The organism is Nocardia sp. Marseille-Q1738 (assembly GCF_965283145.1).
In genome coordinates, this window is sequence record NZ_CBDIMS010000001.1 from 436,091 (window position 1) to 456,963 (window position 20,873).

General features: G+C 67.5%; 17 protein-coding genes. 6 read left to right on the top strand and 11 right to left on the bottom strand.

Annotated elements, in window-relative coordinates; genetic code table 11:
• Nucleotides 1-2 precede the first annotated feature (2 nt).
• Nucleotides 3-749 carry a succinate dehydrogenase/fumarate reductase iron-sulfur subunit gene (locus ACWPXK_RS02060; protein WP_454194300.1) on the top strand — a complete coding sequence of 249 codons (747 nt, stop codon included), beginning with the start codon at nucleotides 3-5 and terminating at the stop codon, nucleotides 747-749.
• Nucleotides 750-796: 47 nt separating this feature from the next.
• Here the strand turns inward: ACWPXK_RS02060 and ACWPXK_RS02065 are convergent, their stop codons facing one another.
• The 5 genes from ACWPXK_RS02065 to ACWPXK_RS02085 all read right to left on the bottom strand — a co-directional run bounded on the left by ACWPXK_RS02065 (nucleotide 797) and on the right by ACWPXK_RS02085 (nucleotide 6,324).
• Nucleotides 797-934: a hypothetical protein gene (locus tag ACWPXK_RS02065; RefSeq protein ID WP_454194301.1), complete on the bottom strand. Its 138-nt coding sequence runs from the start codon at nucleotides 932-934 to the stop codon at nucleotides 797-799.
• Nucleotides 935-1,166: 232 nt separating this feature from the next.
• Nucleotides 1,167-1,391 carry a DUF397 domain-containing protein gene (locus ACWPXK_RS02070; protein ID WP_364322684.1) on the bottom strand — a complete coding sequence of 75 codons (225 nt, stop codon included), beginning with the start codon at nucleotides 1,389-1,391 and terminating at the stop codon, nucleotides 1,167-1,169.
• A gap of 251 nt (nucleotides 1,392-1,642) precedes the next feature.
• A complete protein-coding gene (locus tag ACWPXK_RS02075; protein ID WP_454194302.1) occupies nucleotides 1,643-2,104 on the bottom strand; it encodes a DNA-directed RNA polymerase subunit beta in 462 nt (153 codons plus the stop codon).
• Nucleotides 2,105-2,327: 223 nt separating this feature from the next.
• Nucleotides 2,328-3,248, bottom strand: a complete 921-nt coding sequence (locus tag ACWPXK_RS02080; protein WP_454195405.1) for a DNA-3-methyladenine glycosylase family protein — start codon at nucleotides 3,246-3,248, stop codon at nucleotides 2,328-2,330.
• Nucleotides 3,249-3,534: 286 nt separating this feature from the next.
• Entirely contained in the window at nucleotides 3,535-6,324 is a 2,790-nt protein-coding gene (locus ACWPXK_RS02085) for an FAD-binding and (Fe-S)-binding domain-containing protein (RefSeq protein ID WP_454195406.1), read from the bottom strand.
• Nucleotides 6,325-6,856: 532 nt separating this feature from the next.
• Between ACWPXK_RS02085 and ACWPXK_RS02090 the strand changes: the two genes are divergently transcribed.
• Complete coding sequence (locus ACWPXK_RS02090; RefSeq protein WP_454194303.1) at nucleotides 6,857-8,737, top strand: ABC transporter ATP-binding protein; 1,881 nt, start codon at nucleotides 6,857-6,859, stop codon at nucleotides 8,735-8,737.
• 45 nt (nucleotides 8,738-8,782) lie between these two features.
• Here the strand turns inward: ACWPXK_RS02090 and ACWPXK_RS02095 are convergent, their stop codons facing one another.
• The 3 genes from ACWPXK_RS02095 to ACWPXK_RS02105 all read right to left on the bottom strand — a co-directional run bounded on the left by ACWPXK_RS02095 (nucleotide 8,783) and on the right by ACWPXK_RS02105 (nucleotide 12,580).
• Nucleotides 8,783-10,303 (bottom strand): alpha/beta hydrolase, encoded by a 1,521-nt coding sequence (locus ACWPXK_RS02095; protein WP_454194304.1) that lies wholly within the window; start codon nucleotides 10,301-10,303, stop codon nucleotides 8,783-8,785.
• Nucleotides 10,304-10,476: 173 nt separating this feature from the next.
• A complete protein-coding gene (locus tag ACWPXK_RS02100; RefSeq protein ID WP_454194305.1) occupies nucleotides 10,477-11,472 on the bottom strand; it encodes an oxidoreductase in 996 nt (331 codons plus the stop codon).
• A gap of 37 nt (nucleotides 11,473-11,509) precedes the next feature.
• Nucleotides 11,510-12,580 carry a DNA polymerase IV gene (locus tag ACWPXK_RS02105; RefSeq protein WP_454194306.1) on the bottom strand — a complete coding sequence of 357 codons (1,071 nt, stop codon included), beginning with the start codon at nucleotides 12,578-12,580 and terminating at the stop codon, nucleotides 11,510-11,512.
• A 106-nt stretch (nucleotides 12,581-12,686) separates the two neighbouring features.
• On the opposite strand from ACWPXK_RS02105, the gene ACWPXK_RS02110 reads away from it, so the two are divergent.
• Together ACWPXK_RS02110 and ACWPXK_RS02115 are read left to right on the top strand one after the other, a co-directional pair.
• Entirely contained in the window at nucleotides 12,687-13,274 is a 588-nt protein-coding gene (locus ACWPXK_RS02110; RefSeq protein WP_454194307.1) for a TetR/AcrR family transcriptional regulator, read from the top strand.
• The gene (locus tag ACWPXK_RS02115; RefSeq protein WP_454194308.1) at nucleotides 13,271-13,705 is read left to right on the top strand and encodes a PaaI family thioesterase; all 435 of its coding nucleotides are present in this window, start codon (nucleotides 13,271-13,273) and stop codon (nucleotides 13,703-13,705) included. Before ACWPXK_RS02110 ends, ACWPXK_RS02115 begins: the two co-directional genes overlap by 4 nt.
• Nucleotides 13,706-13,934: 229 nt before the next feature.
• Here the strand turns inward: ACWPXK_RS02115 and lon are convergent, their stop codons facing one another.
• The 3 genes from lon to ACWPXK_RS02130 all read right to left on the bottom strand — a co-directional run bounded on the left by lon (nucleotide 13,935) and on the right by ACWPXK_RS02130 (nucleotide 18,114).
• Nucleotides 13,935-16,271 (bottom strand): endopeptidase La, encoded by a 2,337-nt coding sequence (gene lon, locus ACWPXK_RS02120; protein ID WP_454195407.1) that lies wholly within the window; start codon nucleotides 16,269-16,271, stop codon nucleotides 13,935-13,937.
• A 341-nt stretch (nucleotides 16,272-16,612) separates the two neighbouring features.
• Nucleotides 16,613-17,266, bottom strand: a complete 654-nt coding sequence (locus ACWPXK_RS02125; protein ID WP_454194309.1) for a hypothetical protein — start codon at nucleotides 17,264-17,266, stop codon at nucleotides 16,613-16,615.
• Nucleotides 17,263-18,114, bottom strand: coding sequence for a hypothetical protein (locus tag ACWPXK_RS02130; protein WP_454194310.1), 852 nt, complete (start codon nucleotides 18,112-18,114; stop codon nucleotides 17,263-17,265). Before ACWPXK_RS02130 ends, ACWPXK_RS02125 begins: the two co-directional genes overlap by 4 nt.
• A gap of 342 nt (nucleotides 18,115-18,456) precedes the next feature.
• On the opposite strand from ACWPXK_RS02130, the gene ACWPXK_RS02135 reads away from it, so the two are divergent.
• Together ACWPXK_RS02135 and ACWPXK_RS02140 are read left to right on the top strand one after the other, a co-directional pair.
• Nucleotides 18,457-19,812 (top strand): hypothetical protein, encoded by a 1,356-nt coding sequence (locus ACWPXK_RS02135; RefSeq protein ID WP_454194311.1) that lies wholly within the window; start codon nucleotides 18,457-18,459, stop codon nucleotides 19,810-19,812.
• Nucleotides 19,813-19,924: 112 nt separating this feature from the next.
• Nucleotides 19,925-20,716: a TIGR03084 family metal-binding protein gene (locus ACWPXK_RS02140; RefSeq protein ID WP_454194312.1), complete on the top strand. Its 792-nt coding sequence runs from the start codon at nucleotides 19,925-19,927 to the stop codon at nucleotides 20,714-20,716.
• Nucleotides 20,717-20,873 lie beyond the last annotated feature (157 nt).

Here is a 20,873-nt window from a genome sequence, read left to right on the forward strand (position 1 = left end):
CGATGGGTTACGACGCCAAATTCCGCGTATGGCGCGGCGATCTCGATGGTGGGGAACTGCACGACTTCACCGTGCTGGTGAACGAGGGCGAGGTGGTGCTGGACATCATCCACCGATTACAGGCCACGCAGGCGCCCGACCTGGCCGTGCGCTGGAACTGCAAGGCAGGCAAGTGCGGTTCCTGTTCGGCGGAGGTGAACGGGCGTCCGCGTCTGCTCTGTATGACGCGGATGTCCACCTTCGCCGAGGACGAGGTGATCACGGTGACGCCGATGCGGGCGTTCCCCGTGATCAAGGACTTGGTGACCGATGTGTCCTTCAACTATGAGAAGGCAAGGGAGATCCCCTCGTTCACGCCGCGCGCGGATCTGAAGCCGGGCGATTACCGGATGCAGCAGGTCGACGTGGAGCGTTCGCAGGAGTTCCGCAAGTGCATCGAGTGCTTCCTGTGCCAGAACACCTGCCACGTGGTCCGTGACCACGAGGAGAACAAGAAATCATTTGCGGGACCGCGTTTTCTGATGCGGATCGCCGAGCTGGAGATGCATCCGCTGGATGTCGCCGACCGCACGGACTTGGCGCAGGACGAGCAGGGGCTCGGCTTGTGCAATATCACCAAGTGCTGCACCGAGGTCTGCCCCGAGCACATCAAGATCACCGACAACGCGTTGATCCCGCTGAAGGAACGGGTTGCCGATCGGAAATACGATCCGCTGGTGTGGTTGGGCAACAAGCTGTTTCGTCGTTGATACCCTGTGGACGACCGGCCGGGATCACCCCGGCCGGTCGGCGCACCCTATAGCATTGCCACTACACCGAGGGCCACGATCCAGACCAGCAGACCGACGAGCAACGCCGTCAGGACCGAGCTGGTGAGGATGAAAACACCGATCGCCGATACCGCGAACAGCAACGCGACGATCAGCCATTCCACCCAATCGCCCGGCTGTAATTTCTTGTACCGGGGATGGGAACTCTTGAGCCCACGGTCCACAAAGAAGGGCTACCCGTAATCAGGCGTGGCAAACGTGGTTTCGTTGTCGAATCTGTGTCATTTCGTGATCTTTGAGCGCAGATTCGATCACTTCATGCGGCACGACCTGGATTTTTGGGGAGATGTGACCGGGGCCCGGCAGCTCTTCGGTCGCCGCCGGGCCGCGCGGTGATTACTTCGGGCGATCGAACTCACCGTCGTGCACACCAGCGGTGAAAGCGGCCCACTCGCCCGGCGTGAAAACCAGCACCGGTCCGTCGGGGTCCTTCCCGTTGCGCAGACCCACGTGCCCATCGGCGAGCAGCGCAACCTCCACACTGTCGTTGCCCGAGTCTTCGCCTGCCTTCCGCCATACGGCGTTGGTCAGGTCGATGTTCGCGTTGCCTTGAATACTCATGACGTCACCTCGCCAGCGCTCCGCGCCGCTGTGCGCATGGCGCGCTGTGCCGATGGTTCGCTCGCAAGCTCGCTCACGACATGGACTCCTTCGCTATCTACCAGAGCAGAGGTCTACGGACTGGAAATCTCAGTACACCGCGCTCGACGCGCGCCCGATCGTACCGCCGCCACCGGCACTGTCCGGTGTACAACCGAGCAGATCTCCGGGGACCGTGGCACCACCTGCCGAACGCACACCGACGAATGTCTTCACCGACGGTGCCTGGCCGGGTCCGCCCAAGCGCGGATGGCCGCGACCACGACATGACCGGACGGGCGGAAATGATTGCGCGGCGGCACTATCCAGCGGCGGATCGAGCCGACCGCCGCCGTCGGAGACGGCAACGCGATCGTCGATCCGGTGCGAGCGACCGACACATCCAACCGGAACAGCTCGGCGAACAGCCGCGTATCGCTTTCGGGGAGGTCCGGAGTGATCAGGAACGTCCATCGGTTCGAGCGCGGATGCGCGAGGATCGGGCCGAGCGGGATGCTCCTGCTCTGCATATGCGCCTTGACCGCTTGACCCAAGCTGCTCGGCATCGTCAACGCCCACACCGGCCCGGCGCGCATCACGATCCGGCCGAGTTCGGGAGGGTCGACGACGGCGGGCAGATCACACTCCCGCCGATAGAACTGGCATCGGGACCGCGGTGTATCCCCGAGTGGCATCTGATCCACTGACAACCCCCTGCTGCTGTGTGGTTCGACAATGTGCGCCGGCCATACCGAACCCTTACGGTGGCTTCGTGCGAGGCACCAGTGCGGGGATTACGGTGGTGGTTTCAAACGTGGCGCGGGTCACTCCAGTGTCCGTTGTTCATCGTGCGAGGAACCGATAAAGAATGGGCAAAACTGGGGAAAATGAAGAACGCCGATATGCAGAAGGCCTGGCTCAGTGCCAGCTGTGGTCGGTGAGGGGAGTGCGGGGGCCGAACTTCGGTTTGTGAAAGTGGCCGCTGAGCTCGAGCAGGCGGATCGCCCGATAGCGATGCGGGCGTAGTGGTTCCAGGTATTCCACCATCGCGTCGTCATCAATCGGTCGGCCGAGCAGGGTCCAACCGACTGTGGCGGCGAGGTTGTAGTCGCCGACCGACAGGGCGTCCGCGTCGCCGAAAGCCCGCTGCGCGATCTCCGCGGCGGTCCACACCCCGATGCCGGGAACGCTGCGCAGCATGCGCTCCGCCTCGGCCGGATCGACCCGCGCCGCACGCTCGAGCGACTCGGCCACCCTGGCCGCGCGCACGATGGTCTGCGCCCGCTGCGGGCCGACGTTCGCCCGGTGGTAGGTCCAGGACGGAATCCGCCGCCAAGTATCGGCGTCCGGTGGCAGCCGCATTCCCTCGGGCGCGGGACCCGGTGCGGGTTCGCCGAACTGCCGCACCAGTTTTCGCCACGACGCGCGCGCTGAGATGCTATGCACTTTCTGTTCCAGCACGGCGGGCACCAGGGCCTCGAACACCAGGCCCGTACGCAGCATGCGCAGACCCGGGAAACGACGGTGCGCATCGACGAGCTTCGGATGATCCGGGACGAACGTCGAGATGTCCTCGTTCACACACAGCATGTGCTCGAGACCGTCCAGCAACTCCGCCGCGCCGGGCCCCCAGGCGCGGGCCTGCACCGTGCACGGACCGGACTGGGTCACTCGGTAGGTGACCGGCCCGGTCGGCAGGCGAGAGGCGTGCCAGTGCGCGCCGTCGCCCGTCACCCGGTGGCATGGGTCGCCGCTGCCCCGGCCGAGCGGAGCGAGGGTGCTCGCCAGATCGATCGGCCGATCCGCTGTTACGGTCCGGCACGCTCCCGGCTCGGCCATCGCAGTGCGCACGGCATCATTCTGCCCCTATGCTGCGCGCGTGTCGGCGTCCGCCTCTGTGTAACGCCGCTGATGGTGCGGCGATACTGATTTCGATCGGCAAATAGCTGGCAGTCGCCATGACGGAGGTTCCCGATGATCACCAACGTGCTCAACTGGTTGCTCAACGCCTGGGGCAATGTTTCCGCAGGTAGCTCGGGTTACCAGATTCCGCCTGGCACCCTGCCGTTCGGCAGCTGAGCCGAGCGGCGCACGCGCACCGATCTCCGCCGGGCACGCGAAAGAGTCACTGCCCCAAGAGAAATTGCGCGAGATGCCGCCCTCGTCGCCCGGCCAGGGCAGTGGCCTGGGTACGACAGGAGAAGCCGTCGGCGAGGACGACCGCGTCCTCGCCGGCGGCGCGCAGCGCGGGCAGCATGCCGTTCTCGGCCACCGCGGCCGAAATGTCGTAATGGCCGGGCTGCATGCCGAAGTTTCCGGCCAGGCCGCAACATCCGGTGATCTCCGTCACCAGCACCCCCATGCTGGCTAATAGTTGGCGATCGGCCTCGAAGCCGAGGATCGCATGCTGGTGGCAATGCGGCTGGACCACCACGGACTGTCCGGTCCGCGCCGGCGGGCGCCAGCTCGGCTGCTCGGCGAGAAATTCGGCGAGGGTGCGCACCGCGGCGGCGATCGCGGCCGACCGCGGGTCGTCCGGCAGCAGTTCCGGCAGGTCGGCACGCAAGACCGCGGTGCAGGACGGTTCCAGTCCGACGACGATGCCGCCCGCGGCGACGTGTTCGGCCAGTGCGGCCACAGTGGCGCGCAGCCGTGCGCGGGCACCGTCGAGCTGCCCCGTGCTGATCCAGGTGAGCCCACAGCAGACGCCGCGCTCGGGGATCCGGACGCGGTAGCCCAGAGCGGTCAGCAGCCGCGCCGCGGCCAACGCGATCTCCGGGTCGAAGGCGTTGGTGAAGGTATCGATCCACAGCATCACGTCGCCGGAGCCGGTCTCGGTGCCCGGTTCCTCGGGCGCATAGGCGGACTCGGCGAGCAAGGCGCCCTCGTCCAGATCACGCCAGATCCGGCGGAAAGTGCGCTCGGCCAACCGCGGAACGGTACGGCGCGGGTCGATGCCCGCCGCCCGCAAACCCATGCGACGCAGCGCGGGCCGACCGGCCAACGCGTTGACCAGGCGCGGCATCCGAGTCGCGACGGTCAGCCACCGAGGTAACCAGCCAAGCGAGTAGTGATCGATCGGACGCGGCCGGCGACGGTATCGGCGGTACAGCGTCTCCGACTTGTAGGTGGCCATGTCCACCCCCGCCGGGCAGTCCGACCGGCACGCCCGGCACGACAGGCAGAGATCGAGCGACTCGGCGACGGCCTCCGATGACCAGGGCAGCGCGCCGCGCACCACCTCCTGCAGGACCCTCGCCCGCCCGCGCGTGCTGTCCTTCTCATCCCGGGTGGCCTGAAAGGACGGGCACATGAAACCACCGTCGGCGCGGCACTTGCCGACGCCGACGCAACGATGAACCGCCACGCCGATATCGCCGTCGTCGTGCGGGAACGCGTAACCGTTCGACGTTCGGACCGGGGGGAGCCCGGCGAGTCGCAGATCGGCGTCCACCGGACGCGGCGCGACGAGCACACCGGGATTCAGCACGTCGTCGGGGTCGAACAGCGCCTTGTATCCGGCGAAGACGTCGAGTGCCGCAGGGGAGTACATCACCGAGAGCAGCTCCGAGCGGGCCCGGCCGTCACCGTGCTCGCCGGAGAGCGAACCGCCATAACGGACCACCAGCTCCGCCGCGTCGAACAGGAAAGCGCGAAACCGCCGCGGCGCGTCCACGATCGGGAGATCGAGCCGGACGTGGATGCAGCCGTCGCCGATGTGCCCGTAGAGCAACCCGTCCACGCCGTGGTCACGGGTCAGCACGGCGAAATCGCGCAGGTAGGCGCCGAGCCGCTCGGGTGGGACGGCCGCGTCCTCCCAGCCGGGCCAAGCCGGGCGGCCATCGGGTGCGCGACCGGCCAGCCCGGCTCCGTCGGCACGGATCTGCCAGAGCGCGGCGGCGGTACCGGGATCGGTGACGATCCTGCTGTCGAGCGCGCCCGCCGTCCGGCACAATCGCTGTGCGATGGCCACCGCGTCGGCCTGCGTCGCACCGGCGGTCTCCACGAACAGCCATCCGCCACCCCGTGGCAGGTCCGGGACGAAACCCCGGTGCGCGCGGACGACATCGACCAAGCGCGCGTCGATGCCTTCGACCGCGATCGGCGCGCAGGACATCACCGCGGCCACGTCATCGGCCGCGGTAGCGATATCGGGGTAGCCGAGCACCGTGAGCACGGTCGCCGGAGGCAGCGCGACCAACTCGACCGTGGCGTCCAGCAGCAGGCCACAAGTGCCCTCGCTACCGACGAACGCCTTGGCGGCCGACGCGCCGCGCTCGGGTAGCAGATGCTCCAGGCCGTAACCGGACGCTTGGCGGCCGAAACGCCCCAGATCGGTGCGCAATACGGCCAGATGCGCCCTGGTGAATTCCGGTAGGCCCGGTACCGCGGACAAACCCGCTGCCAGCGTGCGTTCGATGCCGGTGCCGTCCAGGATGCGCACTTCGCGCACGGTGTCGGCGGTGCGGCCCCAGGCGACGGCCCGAGGTCCGCAGGCGTTGTTGCCGATCATGCCGCCGAGCGTGCAGCGACTCTGCGTGGAGGGATCGGGTCCGAAGCGCAGGCCGTGCGGGCGAGCGGCGCGCTGCAACTCCGACAGCACCACGCCCGGCTGCACCGTGACCAGGCGCGCGTCCGGATCGATGGCCCCGATCCGGTTCATGTGCCTGCTGAAATCGAGCACGAGCCCGGGACCGATAGCGTTGCCCGCGACCGAGGTTCCACCGCCGCGCGCGGTCACCGGGAGGCCGTGCTCGCGGGCGAATTCCAGGGTGGCCGCGACGTCCTCATCGATGCGCGGGAAGACGACCGCGGCCGGGCGAACCCGATAGTTCGACGCGTCCGAGGAGTACTCCGCGCGACGGCGCTCGGAGGTGTCGACCTCACCCGCGATCCTGCCGCGCAGTGCCGCCATCCGGTTCTCGGTCACCTCGCCAAGCCTAGGCTGTGTTTGATTTGCAGCGCCTGCGGCGCTGCGTGTTCGCGGCCCCCTTGTGGCTCGCGTCCGAGCGAGGCCGCGAACGGGCAATGCTCGATCTCGCTTCGCTCGAAACCGGGAGTTGGGCCGACGGGCAGCGCTGGGTGGCAACGGCAGAATCATCGAGCGCTCGAAGGCCCCCGTGTCCGACGCCTAACGACCGCCGCTGGCGACTACGTCGCGGACACGGCGGCCACTCGGACGCGAGCCGGGCCGCGAACAGACAATGCTCGGTCTTTCTCGCTGGAACCTCGGTCGTGCCAGTGCGGTCGTGTTGGGCCGCAACCGCTGCTCCCGGTGTTTGTGTCGTTGATGACTCGCGATTGGGTGACTGGTGTTTGCCGGGCGAGTCGGTCGCGATCTGGCGGCGGAATTTCGCGCGCGGGAATCGACTTGAACTCAACCATTGTTGAGGTCTTAGTGTCGGTGGCCAGGTCTTGGATGGGGTGGGAGTGAGAGGGAGAACAACGTGAGCATCGAATCCGTGGCGTGGAGTCAGATGTACCGGCGGGCGAACGCGCCGCGGGAACAGCGACCGTTCCGTCTCGCCACCGCCAAGCGCATCGTCCGGTTCGCCGGGCCGCATCGCCGTCGGATCGGCGCGTTTCTGCTGTTCAGTGTGGTGTCGGCGATGCTGGCGGTGGCCACGCCGGTATTGGCGGGCCGGGTGGTCAACGACATCGTCGGTGGTGCGGCGCCGCGGGTCGTGGTGGTCCTCGCGCTGGTGATCGGTGCGCTGGCGGTGTTCGACGCCGGGCTCGGGCTGGCGATTCGCTGGATGTCGGCACGGATCGGTGAGGGATTGATCCTCGACCTGCGCACCGCCGTGTTCGACCACGTGCAGAAGATGCCGGTCGCGTTCTTCACCCGGACCAGGACCGGTGCGCTGGTCAGCCGCTTGAACAACGACGTGATCGGTGCCCAGCGCGCGTTCAGCGACACCTTGTCGGGCGTGGTGGCCAATCTGGTGACCCTCGCGCTGACGCTCGGCGTGATGGTCAGCATTTCCTGGCAGATCACGCTGCTCGCGCTGGTGCTGCTTCCGGTGTTCGTGGTTCCGGCGCGCAGGATGGGCAACCGCCTCGCCGACCTGCAGCGGGAAGCCGCCCGGTTGAACGCGGCGATGAGCACCCAGATGACGGAGCGCTTCTCCGCGCCCGGCGCGACGCTGGTCAAGCTGTTCGGGCGTCCGGAGCAGGAGTCCGACGAGTTCGCGCTGCGAGCGCGCCGGGTGCGGGACATCGGTGTGCGCACCGCGATGTTGCAAACCGTGTTCGTCACCTCACTCACGCTGGTGTCGGCGCTGGCGATCGCCCTGGTGTACGGGCTGGGCGGCTGGTACGCGCTGCGCGGGCAGTTGGACGCGGGTGCGGTCGTGTCACTGTCGCTGCTGCTGACCAGGCTCTACACGCCGCTGACCGCGCTGGCCAGCGCCCGGATGGAAATCATGGCCGCGCTGGTGAGCTTCGAGCGGGTCTTCGAAGTGCTCGACCTGAAACCGCTGATCGAGGACGCGCCGAACGCGAAACCAGTCCCGGCCGGCGCGGTTTCGGTGGAGTTGGACGAGGTGAGCTTCGGTTATCCGTCAGCCGACAAGGTGTCGCTGGCTTCGCTCGAGGAGGTGGCGACCCTGGACACCCGTGGCGGGGTGGAAGTGCTGCACGGCGTGTCATTGCGCGCCGAGCCAGGGCAGCTGATCGCCCTGGTCGGCTCGTCGGGCGCGGGCAAATCGACCATCGCCCAACTGGTTTCCCGGCTCTACGACGTCGACGGCGGCGCGGTGCGGTTGAACGGCACCGACGTGCGCGAGCTGAGCACCCGGTCGCTGCGGGAGACCGTCGGACTCGTCACCCAGGACGGTCATCTGTTCCACGACACCATCCGGGCCAATCTGCTGCTCGCCCGGCCGGAAGCGACCGAGGACGAACTCTGGGACGCGCTGGAGCGCGCACGGCTGCGCGAGCTGGTCGTATCGCTGCCGGACGGGCTGGAGACGGTGGTCGGCGAGCGGGGCTACCGGCTCTCCGGCGGTGAGCGTCAGCGCCTGACCATCGCGCGTCTGCTGCTCAAGCAGCCGCACGTGGTCATCCTGGACGAGGCGACGGCGTCGCTGGACTCGACCTCGGAAGCCGCCGTACAAGAGGCACTGTCGGAAGCACTGGACGGCAGGACCGCGTTGGTGATCGCACACCGCCTGTCCACGATCCGCGCCGCCGACCAGATCTTGGTGCTGGAGGACGGCCGAATCGTTGAGCGCGGCACGCACACTCAACTGCTGGCCGCCGACGGCCGCTACGCAGAGCTGTACCGGACCCAGTTCGCCGACGAGCCCGTTACCGTCGCGGCGTGACCGCTACCGCTGACCCGCGCTCATCGCCGGGTCAGCGGTACCGGGTTAGTGGGCGGACGGATTCGCGTAGCACGTGATGTCGGTGGCCGGGAGTGTTCCCGCACCGAAGTAGGCGTTGATCGCGCTGTTCACACAGCTGCTGAGATCGGGCCGGAATGTCATGTGGATGCGGACGTCCTGCAGGGTGACCATCCGCGACTCGGAGAGGTACTGATGCAGCCGGACGCCGTGGGCATAGGGCGTCCGCGGATCTCCGCTCGCCTGCACGATGAGTGCGGGAACCGAATTCCGGACGACTGTCGGAGGTTCTACGGGCCGCGGCCAGAAGGCGCACGGCTGGATGTTGCCGGCCAGTGCGCCGAACACCGGTTGCGTCGCACGGGTCTCTTCGATGTTGCGCCAGTACCAGGTCGGATCGATCGGTGCGCCGACGTCACCGCAGGCGATCTGCGCCAGCGCCGAGTTCTCATCCTCGCGCAGCGCCTTGACGATCGCGCGCAGCCGGGGCGTGCGTGATTCCGTCGGCGGCCCGCCCGCGGCGTCGGCGATCTCCCGCACGGTGGCGGCCAGCGCTTCGTTGAGCCGGAAGTTGGTCAGCAGGGCGTGCAAGATGAACGGCAGCCAGTGATCGTTGATGGCGAATCCATCGATGACGATCGGCTGGCGGGCGGCAAGCCGTACGAGTTCCTCGATCTTGGCTCGCACCTGCTGCGGGGTCGTACCGAGGTGGAATTCGTCATCCCGGACGGCGACCCACCCGGCCCAGTCGTCGAGCGCGATCTCGTCTGCCGGACCCCAATCCTGCACCAGGCCGGTCCAGTACCGGTCCGGATCGATCGCGCTGTCGAGCACCACTCGATCACTGCGCTCGGGGAACATCTGGGTGAACACGGCACCGAGGTAGGTGCCGTAGGACAAGCCGTAGAAGTTGATCGTGCGCTCACCGAGCGCCGCGCGCACGATATCGATATCCCGCGCGGTGTTGCGCGTGGTGAACTGCCGCATCGTGATCGGATCACGAATCAGGCAGGACGCGGCCATACCCGCGGACTGCACGGTGTCGTGGGCGAACCCCAGTACATCCAGCCCCGCGGATCGAACCATCTCGCCGACCGGCCATCCGCACCGCGGACTCCTACCGGACGCGCCGACTCCGCGCGGATCCATGCCGATCAGGTCGTAGCTCGCCAACACCTCCGGCGACAGCACGTCACCGAGCAGATCCACACTGTCCAGGCCCTGACCACCGGGGCCGCCCGGATTGGACAGCAGAATGCCACGGCGCCGCGCCGGATCCGCGGCCTTCACCCGCGAAATCGCCACGGTCATCGTGCGATCTCCTGGCTTGCTGTAGTCGAGCGGCACCAGCACATCCGCGCACTCGCCACCCGCCTTGTCGAGGTTCTCGACACCGCAGGGTTTCCACTCGAGCCGCTGCTGGTAGAACCGGTCCAACTCGACGGGATGCGCTTCGTCCACTGGCTCGGCCTGGCTGTAGGCGGGCACAGCCACCAGCACGGACACCGCCAGTACCGCTACTGAACGCCAGAACAGCTTTGCTGACAACAGACTTCGCCTCTCGACTGGAGCGAACATGCGGGTTGTTGCGCAGTGAACCGTATCGGATCAGGGCCGCGGTCGTGGCAACCCATTCCCACCCGGGCATAGTCAGGCCGGCCACCGCGGCGATCTCGCGCCGCGCGTTATCGGTGGCAACGATCCGGGCGCTCGCCTGACGATCAGAACTCGCCCGCGACGCCCAATACCGTTCGGCCCGAGTGGTTACCTTCCTTGATCGAGTGCAGCACCCGCTCCGCCTCGGTGACCGGCGCGTAGCTCTCCAAGGTCGAAAGGTGCTGCGGGCGAAGGTCATTGGCGATCCTGGTCCACAGGCCGGCACGGCGCTCGATGGGCACGTTGACCGAATCGATGCCCAGCAGCGCGACCCCGCGCAGGATGAACGGCATCACGCTGGTGGGCAGCTCGGATCCACCGGTGAGGCCGCTGACCGCCACCGCGCCGCCGTAGCCGATCGCGCTGAGGATGTAGGCGAGCGAAGTACCGCCGACGCTGTCCACCGCCGCGGCCCAGCGCGCCTTGGTCAGCGGCCGAAGCTTGGCGGTCGGGTCCTCTGGCAGGCGGCCGATCACCTCATTGGCGCCGAGTTCGCTGAGCAAATCGTCCGCGTCGGTCTTGCCGGTCGAGGCGATGACCTCGAAGCCGAGGTGCGAGAGGATATCCACGCTCACGCTGCCCACACCGCCGGTCGCGCCGGTGACCAGCACCGGGCCGTCATCCGGGGTGAGTCCGCGGTCGAGCAGGGCCTGCACGCTCAGTGCCGCGGTGAAGCCGGCGGTGCCGATCGCCGCGGCGTCGCGGGTATCCAGTCGATCGAGCTTGACGATCCAGTCGGCGGGCACCCTGGCGTATTCGGCGAAACCGCCGTTGTGGGAGACACCGAGTTCGTAACCGTGCGCGATCACCAGATCGCCCGGGGAGAAATCGTCGACGGCGGATTCGACCACCTCGCCGCTGAGGTCGATGCCCGGCACGATCGGGTAGTTGCGGACCACGCCGCCACCCTTGGTGATCGCCAAACCGTCTTTGTAGTTCGCGCTCGAGTAGTGCACTTTGATCGTCACGTCGCCCGGTCCGAGGAATTCCTCGTCGACCTGCCGCCGGGTCAGGACGATCCCGCTATCCGATTCCTGTGCCACCATCGCCCAGAACACCATGCCGACGAGCATACGAGTGTCCGGACGGGTCCGGGAGCTACTGCGGCACGAGTTCCAGGCGGACGCCGAGCAGACGAACCGGCCGGTCGAGCTCGAACCGGTCGACGATGCGCACCGCGGTCTCGGCGATCCGCGCGACGTCGATGGTCGGTTCGGGGAGCTTTTCCTGCTTGCTTCGGGTGTAGAAGGTGTTGGTGCGAACCGTTACGGAGACGCGGGTGCCGATCCGGCCCGCGGCGGCCATCTCTTCGGCGACCTCGGTGGCCAGCCGCGCGACCTGGGCACGAATCTCGCCGGGATCGGTCAGGTCGCGCGGAAATGTCTCGGATTTACTGCGGCCCACTGGGATTCGCGGTTCGGTGGTGACATCGGTGTCGCCCTTGCCGTGTCCGAGCACCCAGAGATAAGGGCCGGTGTTCGGACCGAACTCGGCGGCGAGCCGATGCCGATCGGCCGCCATCAGCTCGCCGACCGTGTGGATGCCGAGTTCGGCGAGACGAGCGGCGATCCGATTGCCGATACCCCAGAGCGCGTTGGTCGGGCGGTGGGCCATCACTTCGCTCCAGTTCGCGGCGGTGAGCCGGAAGACGCCAGCGGCGGCTCCGGTGTCCGCGGCCGGTTCGGCCGACGACTTGCCCGCCGACTTGGCGAATCCGGTGGCGAGCTTGGCGGTGAGCTTGTTGTCGCCGATGCCGATCGAACAGGTCAGCTCCAAGCCGGCGATGGCGCCGCGGATCTGCTGTGCGAGCGTCTCGGGGTCGTCGGTGTCGGCTGCGAGGAACGCCTCGTCCCAGCCCCACACCTCGACCCGCCCGGGAAATGTCCGCAGCAGTGCCATCACCTCGTCGGAGGCGTCCTCGTAGGCGGCCATGTCCAGGGCCAGGAAAATGCCGTCCGGGCATTTGCGCTGGGCGCTGCGCAGCGGCATCCCGGCCCGTACCCCGAACGCGCGCGCCGGGTAGGACGCGCAGGTCACCACCTTGCGCGGTTCGGTCGGGTCTCCGTGCCCGCCGACGATGACCGGCAGCCCCCGCAGTTCCGGATGACGGCGGAACTCCACCGCCGCCTGGAACTGGTCGAGGTCGACGTGCAACAGCCATCTGGCCACATCCCGTTCTTACCGCAGCCCTCCGACACGCTGCGGGAATTCCGGCGCGATGGACTCCAACCAGCACAGCCTTGTGCCTGCCAGAAAACAGAACTAAATTCTGGTTATGAAGATTCGAGATCGGTTGCTGCTGGCGGCCGAGCGACAGTTCGCCGAGCGAGGAGCGCTGGACGCGACGCTGACGCAGATCCGCGACGCGGCGGGCGCCAGCGTCGGGGCGCTCTACCACCACTTCCCGGACAAGGCCGACCTGTACCGGCAGGTGTGGGCCAACGCGCTCGCGGACTACCAGGAACACTTCTGGACGGTGGTCGGCGACAGCACCGACGCCAAGGAAGGCATCATCGCCGGAGTGCGCGAGCACCTGCGCTGGGTGAGCGAGAACCAGTACCGGGCAACGGTGCTCACCTCGGCGCGTCCACCTGGGGTGCGGGACAGCGAGAGCAATCGGCGTTTCATGAGCGACATCGCGCGCTGGTGGCGCACGCATGCCGGATACGGAGTGGTCCGTGATCTCCCACTGGACTTGGTCTACGCACTGTGGCTGGGACCGGCGCAGGAGTACACCCGGCAGTGGCTGAGCGGGGAAATGCGCATCTCCCCCATGGAAGTCGCGAGTGAACTCGCCGACGCCGCCTGGCTCACTCTCGCCGCCGGCCGCAACCGAGCCCTGGAAGGAAAGGTTTTCGAATGACCGCCCCCACGCTGGACATCGACAGCGCGCGAAAGGTTCTCGACGCACAGCCGTTCGCCGCCTTGGTCGGCACCGAGATCACCGCGTTCGGCGACGGCACCGCTACCTTGGTCATCCGCATCCGCCCCGAACTCGGCCAGCAATTCGGCTTCGTGCACGGCGGCGTGCTCTCCTACGCGGCCGACAACGCGCTCACCTTCGCAGCGGGAACAGTCCTGGGCCCGAACGTGCTCACCGGCGGTTTCACCATCACCTACCTGCGGCCGGCCGCGGGAACACGGCTACGTGCGGAGGCGACCGTCACGGGCTCGACCCGACGACAGGCCGTGGTCCACTGCGAGATCTACGCCGAAAGCGCGGACCGCGAACCAGTGCTCTGCGCGGTGGCACAGGGCACCACGCGAACCGTGGAGCGAGATCTGGGGGCATGAGTCCGGAACCCGGCTCACCTCAGGTTGTGCATGTTCGCCTGGGTCGGCACCCTCGGCCGAGGCCGCATGCAACAGGACATGCAGCCCCGCGACGTCAGCCTCGCCAGCGTCGAACGAAGCATGCAGGCGATCGCCGACCTCGAGTCACTCGACCAGTACGGCGTGAAGAACCGGACAGGCGGTGGAGTCGGGCACGGAAAGGTTTCCGTGCCCGACTCCTTTGCCCAGTTCAGGCGGTTGCGGCGAGCGCCGGACCGTCGAGCGCAGGTTCGGCGACCGGCTCGATTGCGTAGGCCAGGATTTCGGCCACATCGGCTACTGGCCGCACATCCAGCGCCGCGAGCACTTCCTCCGGGACGTCGTCCAGGTCCGGTTCGTTGCGCGCCGGGATGAACACCGTCTTCAAACCCGCCCGCTGGGCGGCAAGCAGCTTCTGCTTCACGCCACCGATCGGCAGCACCCGGCCGTTCAGCGTGACCTCGCCGGTCATGCCCACGTCCGAGCGCACCTGGCGATCCAGCGCCAGCGAGACCAGGGCCGTGACCATGGTGACGCCCGCGGACGGGCCATCCTTGGGCACCGCGCCCGCCGGGAAGTGGATGTGGATGTTGCGGTCCAGCACCGACGGCTCGATGCCGATCTCCTCCAGGTGCGAGCGCACGTAGGTCAGCGCGATCTGCGCGGATTCCTTCATGACGTCGCCGAGCTGGCCGGTGAGAGTCAGCGAGCGCTCACCCTCGGCAGCGTTGGCCTCGATGTAGAGGACATCGCCACCCGCCCCGGTCACGGCGAGGCCGGTCGCCACACCCGGAACCGCGGTGCGTTCCACCGAGTCGGGGGTGAAGCGCGGGCGGCCGAGGTAATCCTTCAAGTCGCCCAGACCGATCGTCAGGGCGTCCTCCACCAGTCCCTCGTAGCCCAGCTCGGGGTCGTAACCCGATGCCGCCGACCCGGTTTCACGCTCGGACAGCCGAGTCGCCGCTTTGCGCAGCGCCTTCGCGATCAGCCGCTCCATCTGCCGCACACCGGCTTCCCTGGTGTAGTTCGCGGCGATCTCGCGCAGCGCCTCCTCGGTGACGGTCACCTCGTCGGTGGTCAGCGCATTGCGCTCCAGTTGCCGCGGCACCAGGAAGTCGCGGGCGATGGCCACCTTGTCGTCCTCGGTGTAGCCGTCGACAGTGATCAGCTCCATCCGGTCCAGCAGCGGTCCCGGGATGGTCTCCATGACGTTCGCCGTGGCGATGAACAGCACGTCGGACAGGTCCAGGTCGAGATCGAGGTAGTGGTCGCGGAACGTGTGGTTCTGCGCCGGGTCCAGCACCTCGAGCAGGGCCGCGGCCGGATCGCCACGGAAGTCCGAGCCGACCTTGTCGATCTCGTCCAGCAGGACGACCGGGTTCATCGAACCGGCCTCCTTCATGGCGCGCACGATGCGACCGGGCAGTGCCCCGACGTAGGTGCGCCGGTGACCGCGGATCTCGGCCTCGTCGCGCACGCCACCCAGGGCGACGCGAACGAACTTGCGGCCCAAGGCCCGCGCGACGGACTCACCGAGCGAGGTCTTGCCCACACCGGGCGGACCGACCAGCACCAGCACCGCGCCGGAACCGCGTCCACCGACGACCTCCAGGCCGCGGGCGGCACGGCGGGCCCGGACGGCCAGGTACTCGACCATGCGGTCTTTGACCTCGTCCAAGCCGTGGTGGTCGGCGTCCAAGACCGCGCGGGCGGCCGAGACATCGGTGCTGTCGGTGGTTTTCACCGTCCACGGGAGTTCCAGCACGGTGTCCAGCCAGGTCCGGATCCAGCCGGATTCCGGGCTCTGATCGCTGGCCCGCTCCAGCCTGCCGACCTCGCGCAGCGCCGCCTCGCGCACGGTGCCGGGCAGGTCGGCCTGCTCGACGCGGGTGCGGTAGTCATCGGCGCCGTCGGGTTCGTCCTCGCCGAGTTCCTTGCGGATGGCGTTGAGCTGCTGGCGCAGCAGGAACTCGCGCTGGCTCTTCTCCATCCCCTCGCGGACTTCTTCGCTGATCTTCTCCGTGATCTCGGCCTCGGCGATGTGCTCCTTGGTCCACTCGATGAGGGTGCTCAGCCGCTTGGCCACATCAGGGGTTTCGAGCAGTTCCCGCTTCTGCTCGGAGGTCAGGTACGGCGCGTAGCCCGCGGTGTCGGCGATCGCCGACGGATCGGTCAGCTGATTGACCGCGTCGATGATCTGCCACGCCTCGCGGCGCTGGAGCACCGAGACCACCAGCTTCTTGTATTCCGCGGCCAGCTCCTTCGTCCGGCCGTCCGGTGTGGGTATCTCGACCGGTTCGGCCTCGACCCACAGGGCGGCGCCCGGTCCGGTGACCCCGTGTCCGATCTTGGCGCGCCGCTCGGCCTTCAGTACGGCCGCAGGGGCTCCGCCGCGCATCCGGCCGACCTGTTCGATGGTCGCGACCACACCGTAGGTGGCGTAGCCCTCGGTCAGCCGGGGCGCGAGCAGTACGGAGTCCTTCTTGGCGGCCCGAGCGGCGTCGATCGCGGCCTGCGCGGATTCGTCCAGTTCGATGGGCACGACCATGCCCGGCAGCACGATCGGATCGGTCAGGAACAGCACCGGCAGGTTCTGTGGTGTAGTCACGTCTTCGACCCTTCCAAAAGTTGAGCGTTGCCTACTCAACCCGGGGGTGTTCGCGTTTGTTCCACGGCTCTCGGGTAGTTCGCTTACGGCGAATCAACGGAGCTTCTCAGCGGACCGGTCGCCGACTATCCGCATCGACGTTCCGTCCGGCCGGTCGCGATATCGCCAGGACGGCCAGCAGAAACGCGACAGCACAACGCATCCGGCCTACCTTCAAGACCTGGCGCACCGTTGGCGGCCCGCGCAGCGGTGTAGCAGCGCAGGACCCCGCTGCGCTTCACTCAATGGTTCGCCTGAGGTGGCCGCGGCCCGGGCACGCCACTGACCGGCAATGCGGGAGGCGGAGCAGGCACGCAGTCGACGAGCGGTATCGGCAACCGCAGATCGATCATGGTCGCCGCGTGCAGCGTGCGTTTGCCCTCCATGATCGGCCCGACTTCCGGAACGCAGATCGAAACCGTCACGGTGCAGTCACCAGGGCCCAGTGCCACCAGCATGCCATCGCGGACGGTGGCCGCGAGCGGCTCGAGCAGCATCGCAACGCAGAGTTCGAGCGCCAATTCACCCACCGGGTTTCCGTCCACGGTGACATCGAGCCGTGGACGGTAAGTCTGGTTGATTTCGTGCTCGAACAACGTGACTTGCTCGACTCCACCGGCACGGGTACGCATCGCCGCGCTGCGAAGCTTGTCGTAGCAGCGCCAACCCGCGACCGCGACACTGCCGAGGTCGACCTCGAGCAGCCCGTCGACCGCCTCGGCCACCTCGTGTAGCGCCGCCGACCGCAGTACCGCGGCAGCGCCCGGCGCTCGGCGCAGCGCCAGGCGTTCGACGCCTCTCTGCTGCAGGCGCCCCTCCAGCTGATCCACGCCGACCTCGTGCGGGGCGCCCGGGAACAGCACCGTCCGGGCCCTGACCGATGTTGGACTCGTCATCCGAGCACCTCCCTGATGTACAGCCGCGGCGCGCCGACGTTCAGCCGAACCTGAACGGCCGGAGTGCGCGTGACCTGGCGAATGTTGATCGATGGGCGCGGATCCCCAACCACCTGCACACGTACTTGGGGCGGGCGCGGGCTTGCCGCCTTCTGCCGACGACGCAGTACGAGCACTGCGACAGCCAAGGCGAGGAGGAATCCGCCGATAGCGAGCACAATGCCGATGACAATGCCGATGTTGTTGTCCCGCTCGACGGGCGGCTCCGGCGTCGTCGGATTCGTTGGCGGTGGCGTGATCAAAAGCCGCGTCGTCGGTGGCTGCGTGGTCGTCGGCTGTGTCGTCGTCGGCTCCGTCGTCGTCGGCTTTGTCGTCGTCGGCTCCGTCGTCGTCGGCTCCGTCGGCGTCGGCTCCGACGTCGGCGGCAGTGTTGTCCGCCGCGCCGTCGTCGGCGGCCCCGTCGTCGTCGGCCCCGTGGTCTCAGTGGGCGAGGGTTCGTAGGTGGTGGTGACCGTGACGACTCGCGCAGGGACGATCTCGACGGACGCCTTCTCGACAATGTCTGGCGTCGCCAGGCAGGCGACGCGAACCGAGTGCCGACCTAGTACGGCCTGGTCGGGCACCTCGACGGGAGCATCGAACGAACCCTTGTGAACCTCCGCGGTCACTGAAGCAGACCAGTCGGGAAAGACCTGGACCCTACGGCAGGGCCAGTCGTCGCTGTGAATGGTGATCTGCGTGCCGCGTTCGGCGGTGGCAGGCACGTCGAGCGCAAGAGGCGAGCGCGGCACTGGCACGGTGGTAATAGGCGCCGTTGCCGCGATCGAGACCGACACGGTGCCGAGCAATCCCGCTACGGTCACCGCGACAATGAACGCTCGCGAGTTGTTTCTCATGATCACTGTTCCGAAATGAAGATGCTCTTGGAACCTGTACCTCGGAAACGAGTCTGTGCCTGGCCCGACGTGTCGACGCGAGTAGCCGACTACCTGTCTTCGACAGTTGTCGAAAATAGCGATGGCTCTGGCCGGGTCCGGACGGCTTGCGTGGATGCCCGGCTACCCGGGCGTGAGCACACGCCCGCGCCGGCACACCGCTCTCGTTGACACTCTGTCCAAGACAATGAGAACGTGGGGGCCTTGGTATCTCATACCGGCGGTACCGCCGGACCGGCCTAGGGAGTCCCATCGATGTCGTCGCTCGCCGCTGGCGTGTTCATCGACTGGGAAGGGTTGACCGGGCAGCCGAAGTTCGTGGTCGACCTGGTCACGTTTCCGGTGTTCAGTGCGCTGGCCGGGTGGCTGACCAACTGGACCGGCGTACTGATGCTGTTCTGGCCGATCGAGTTCCGCGGCGTTCGCATCCCCGGCCTGCAGGTGCTCTACCCGTACTTTCCGCGCCGAGTCCAGGTGCTGCCGACCTTCTCCGCCGACGGCCGCCGCCTCGGATTCCAGGGCTTCATTCCGGCCCGCGCGGAGAAGATGGCCAGTATCTGCGTGGACAAGGCGCTGATGCGGATCGGCAGCCCCAAGGACTTCATCCACGAACTCGATCTGGACGGTATCGCCGATTACACCGCGATGCTCGCCCGCAAACAGGTGCGGCCGCTGGTCGATGAACTGATGTACCGGGAGAACCGCGATCTCTGGCGCACCGTGCCGCGCGCCGCCAAGCAGTTGATCTATCAGCGGGTGGATCGGGAACTGCCCGCGCTGTCGCGCCGCGCGTTCGCCTCACTCGGCGACAATGTCGACCAACTGATCGACATCAAGAGCTTCGTGATCCGCTACCTGCGGGAAAATCCGGCCATCCTGAAGGACTTGACCACCACCATCGCGGCGCCCGAGTTGCGATTCATGGTGCGCATCGGATTGCTCGGTGCGCCGTTCGGACTGCTGCTGGCCTTGTACATGCATGTGCACCAGCGCATTCCGGTGTTCGGCTTGGTGCCGGGCTGGGTGATCGTGCTGCTCGTCTCGGCGGCGATCGGTGTGATCGTGAACGTCATCGCCGTGAAGATGGTGTTCGAGCCGGGCGACCCGCAACCGAGGTACAAGTACTTGTGGAAGCAAGCGCTGCTGGCGAAACGGCAACCGCAGGCGGCGACCGACCTCGCACACATCCTGGCCTACCAGGTACTGACCCTGCCCAACCTCTCGAAAGAGCTGCTCGACGGCCCGAACGGGGACAAGACCAGGCAGTTGCTGGAGCACTTGATCGCCGACGAGATCCATCGCCAACTCGGACCGACCAGCACGCTCGTGCGAGCGGCACTGGGGCACCGCCAGTTCGTCAACCTCTCGGTGGGTGCGGCGGGAGCCGCGGTCGGCTTGGCGCCCAGCCTGGTGGAAGACGAGGAGTTCACCCTCGAACAGGCCAAGACGATCGACGATTTCGCGGCGCGCAAACTCCGGCGGCTGACGCCGGGCGAATTCATGGAGATGTTCTACGCGTCCGTCGAGCAGGACGCCTGGCTGCTGTACCTGCACGGGGCGGTCCTCGGGCTCGTCGTCGGTGCCGCCCACCTGGTTGTTTTCGGCTGGTAACGCGCATCCCCGGCAAATATAAAACAAGCATGCTTGCCTTTTTCCACCCTGTGCTGCGATGCTGGACAATAACGGCACATATGGTGGGGTACCTCGGAGGGCAAGGACACGCATGGCTGACCTCGAAGCGCTGCTCGGTGATCTCGCCGAAGAATGCGCGGATCTGGAACGGCTCGTCGGCCCGTTAGCCCGGGAGGAGTGGGCGCGCACGACACCCGCACCCGGCTGGACCATCGCTCATCAGATCGGCCATCTGGCATGGACAGACGAGATCGCGACGATCGCGGCAGCGGACCCTGAGACCTTCCAGCGTCTGGTGACCGAGGCCGGGCCGCGTGCGCTCACCTTCGTCGATGAAGCGGCCGAGAAGGCCGCGACCGAACCACCCGCCGACTTGCTCGACCGGTGGCGGCGTGGACGCGCGTCCCTGGCCGCGGCGCTGCGCGCGGTGCCCGCGCGTGTCAAAGTGCCGTGGTTCGGCCCGCCGATGAGCGCGGCCTCGATGACCACCGCCCGCATCATGGAGACCTGGGCGCACGGGCAGGACGTGGCCGACGCCCTCGGCGTGCGCAGGACGCCCACGGCACGGCTGCGCACCGTGGCCCATATCGGCGTGCGTACCAGGAACTTCGCCTACACGGTGCACGGAAAGACCCCGCCCGCGGCGGAATTCCGAGTCGAGCTGACGGCGCCGGACGACACGATCTGGTCATGGGGCCCCGACGATGCCGCGCAGCGGGTGACCGGGCCAGCGCTCGACTTCTGCCTCCTGGTGACGCAGCGCCGCCATCCGGACGACCTCGCGATCGAGGCGCACGGAGACCACGCCGCGGAATGGCTCACCATCGCACAAGCTTTCGCGGGACCGACGGGCGAAGGAAGGACAGCGGGCCAGTTCGCCTGACCCGCTGCCACCCGACCCGATCCGCAAATTGGGAGCGGGCGAGCGCCACACTTGGGTGCGCCGTGTTCGTGTCGACGGCCGGACGCCGTTGGCCGGGTGTCTCGATGTGGCAGTCGAGAATGACGCTCGCCAGCTACACGGATATTTACCCGCTCGT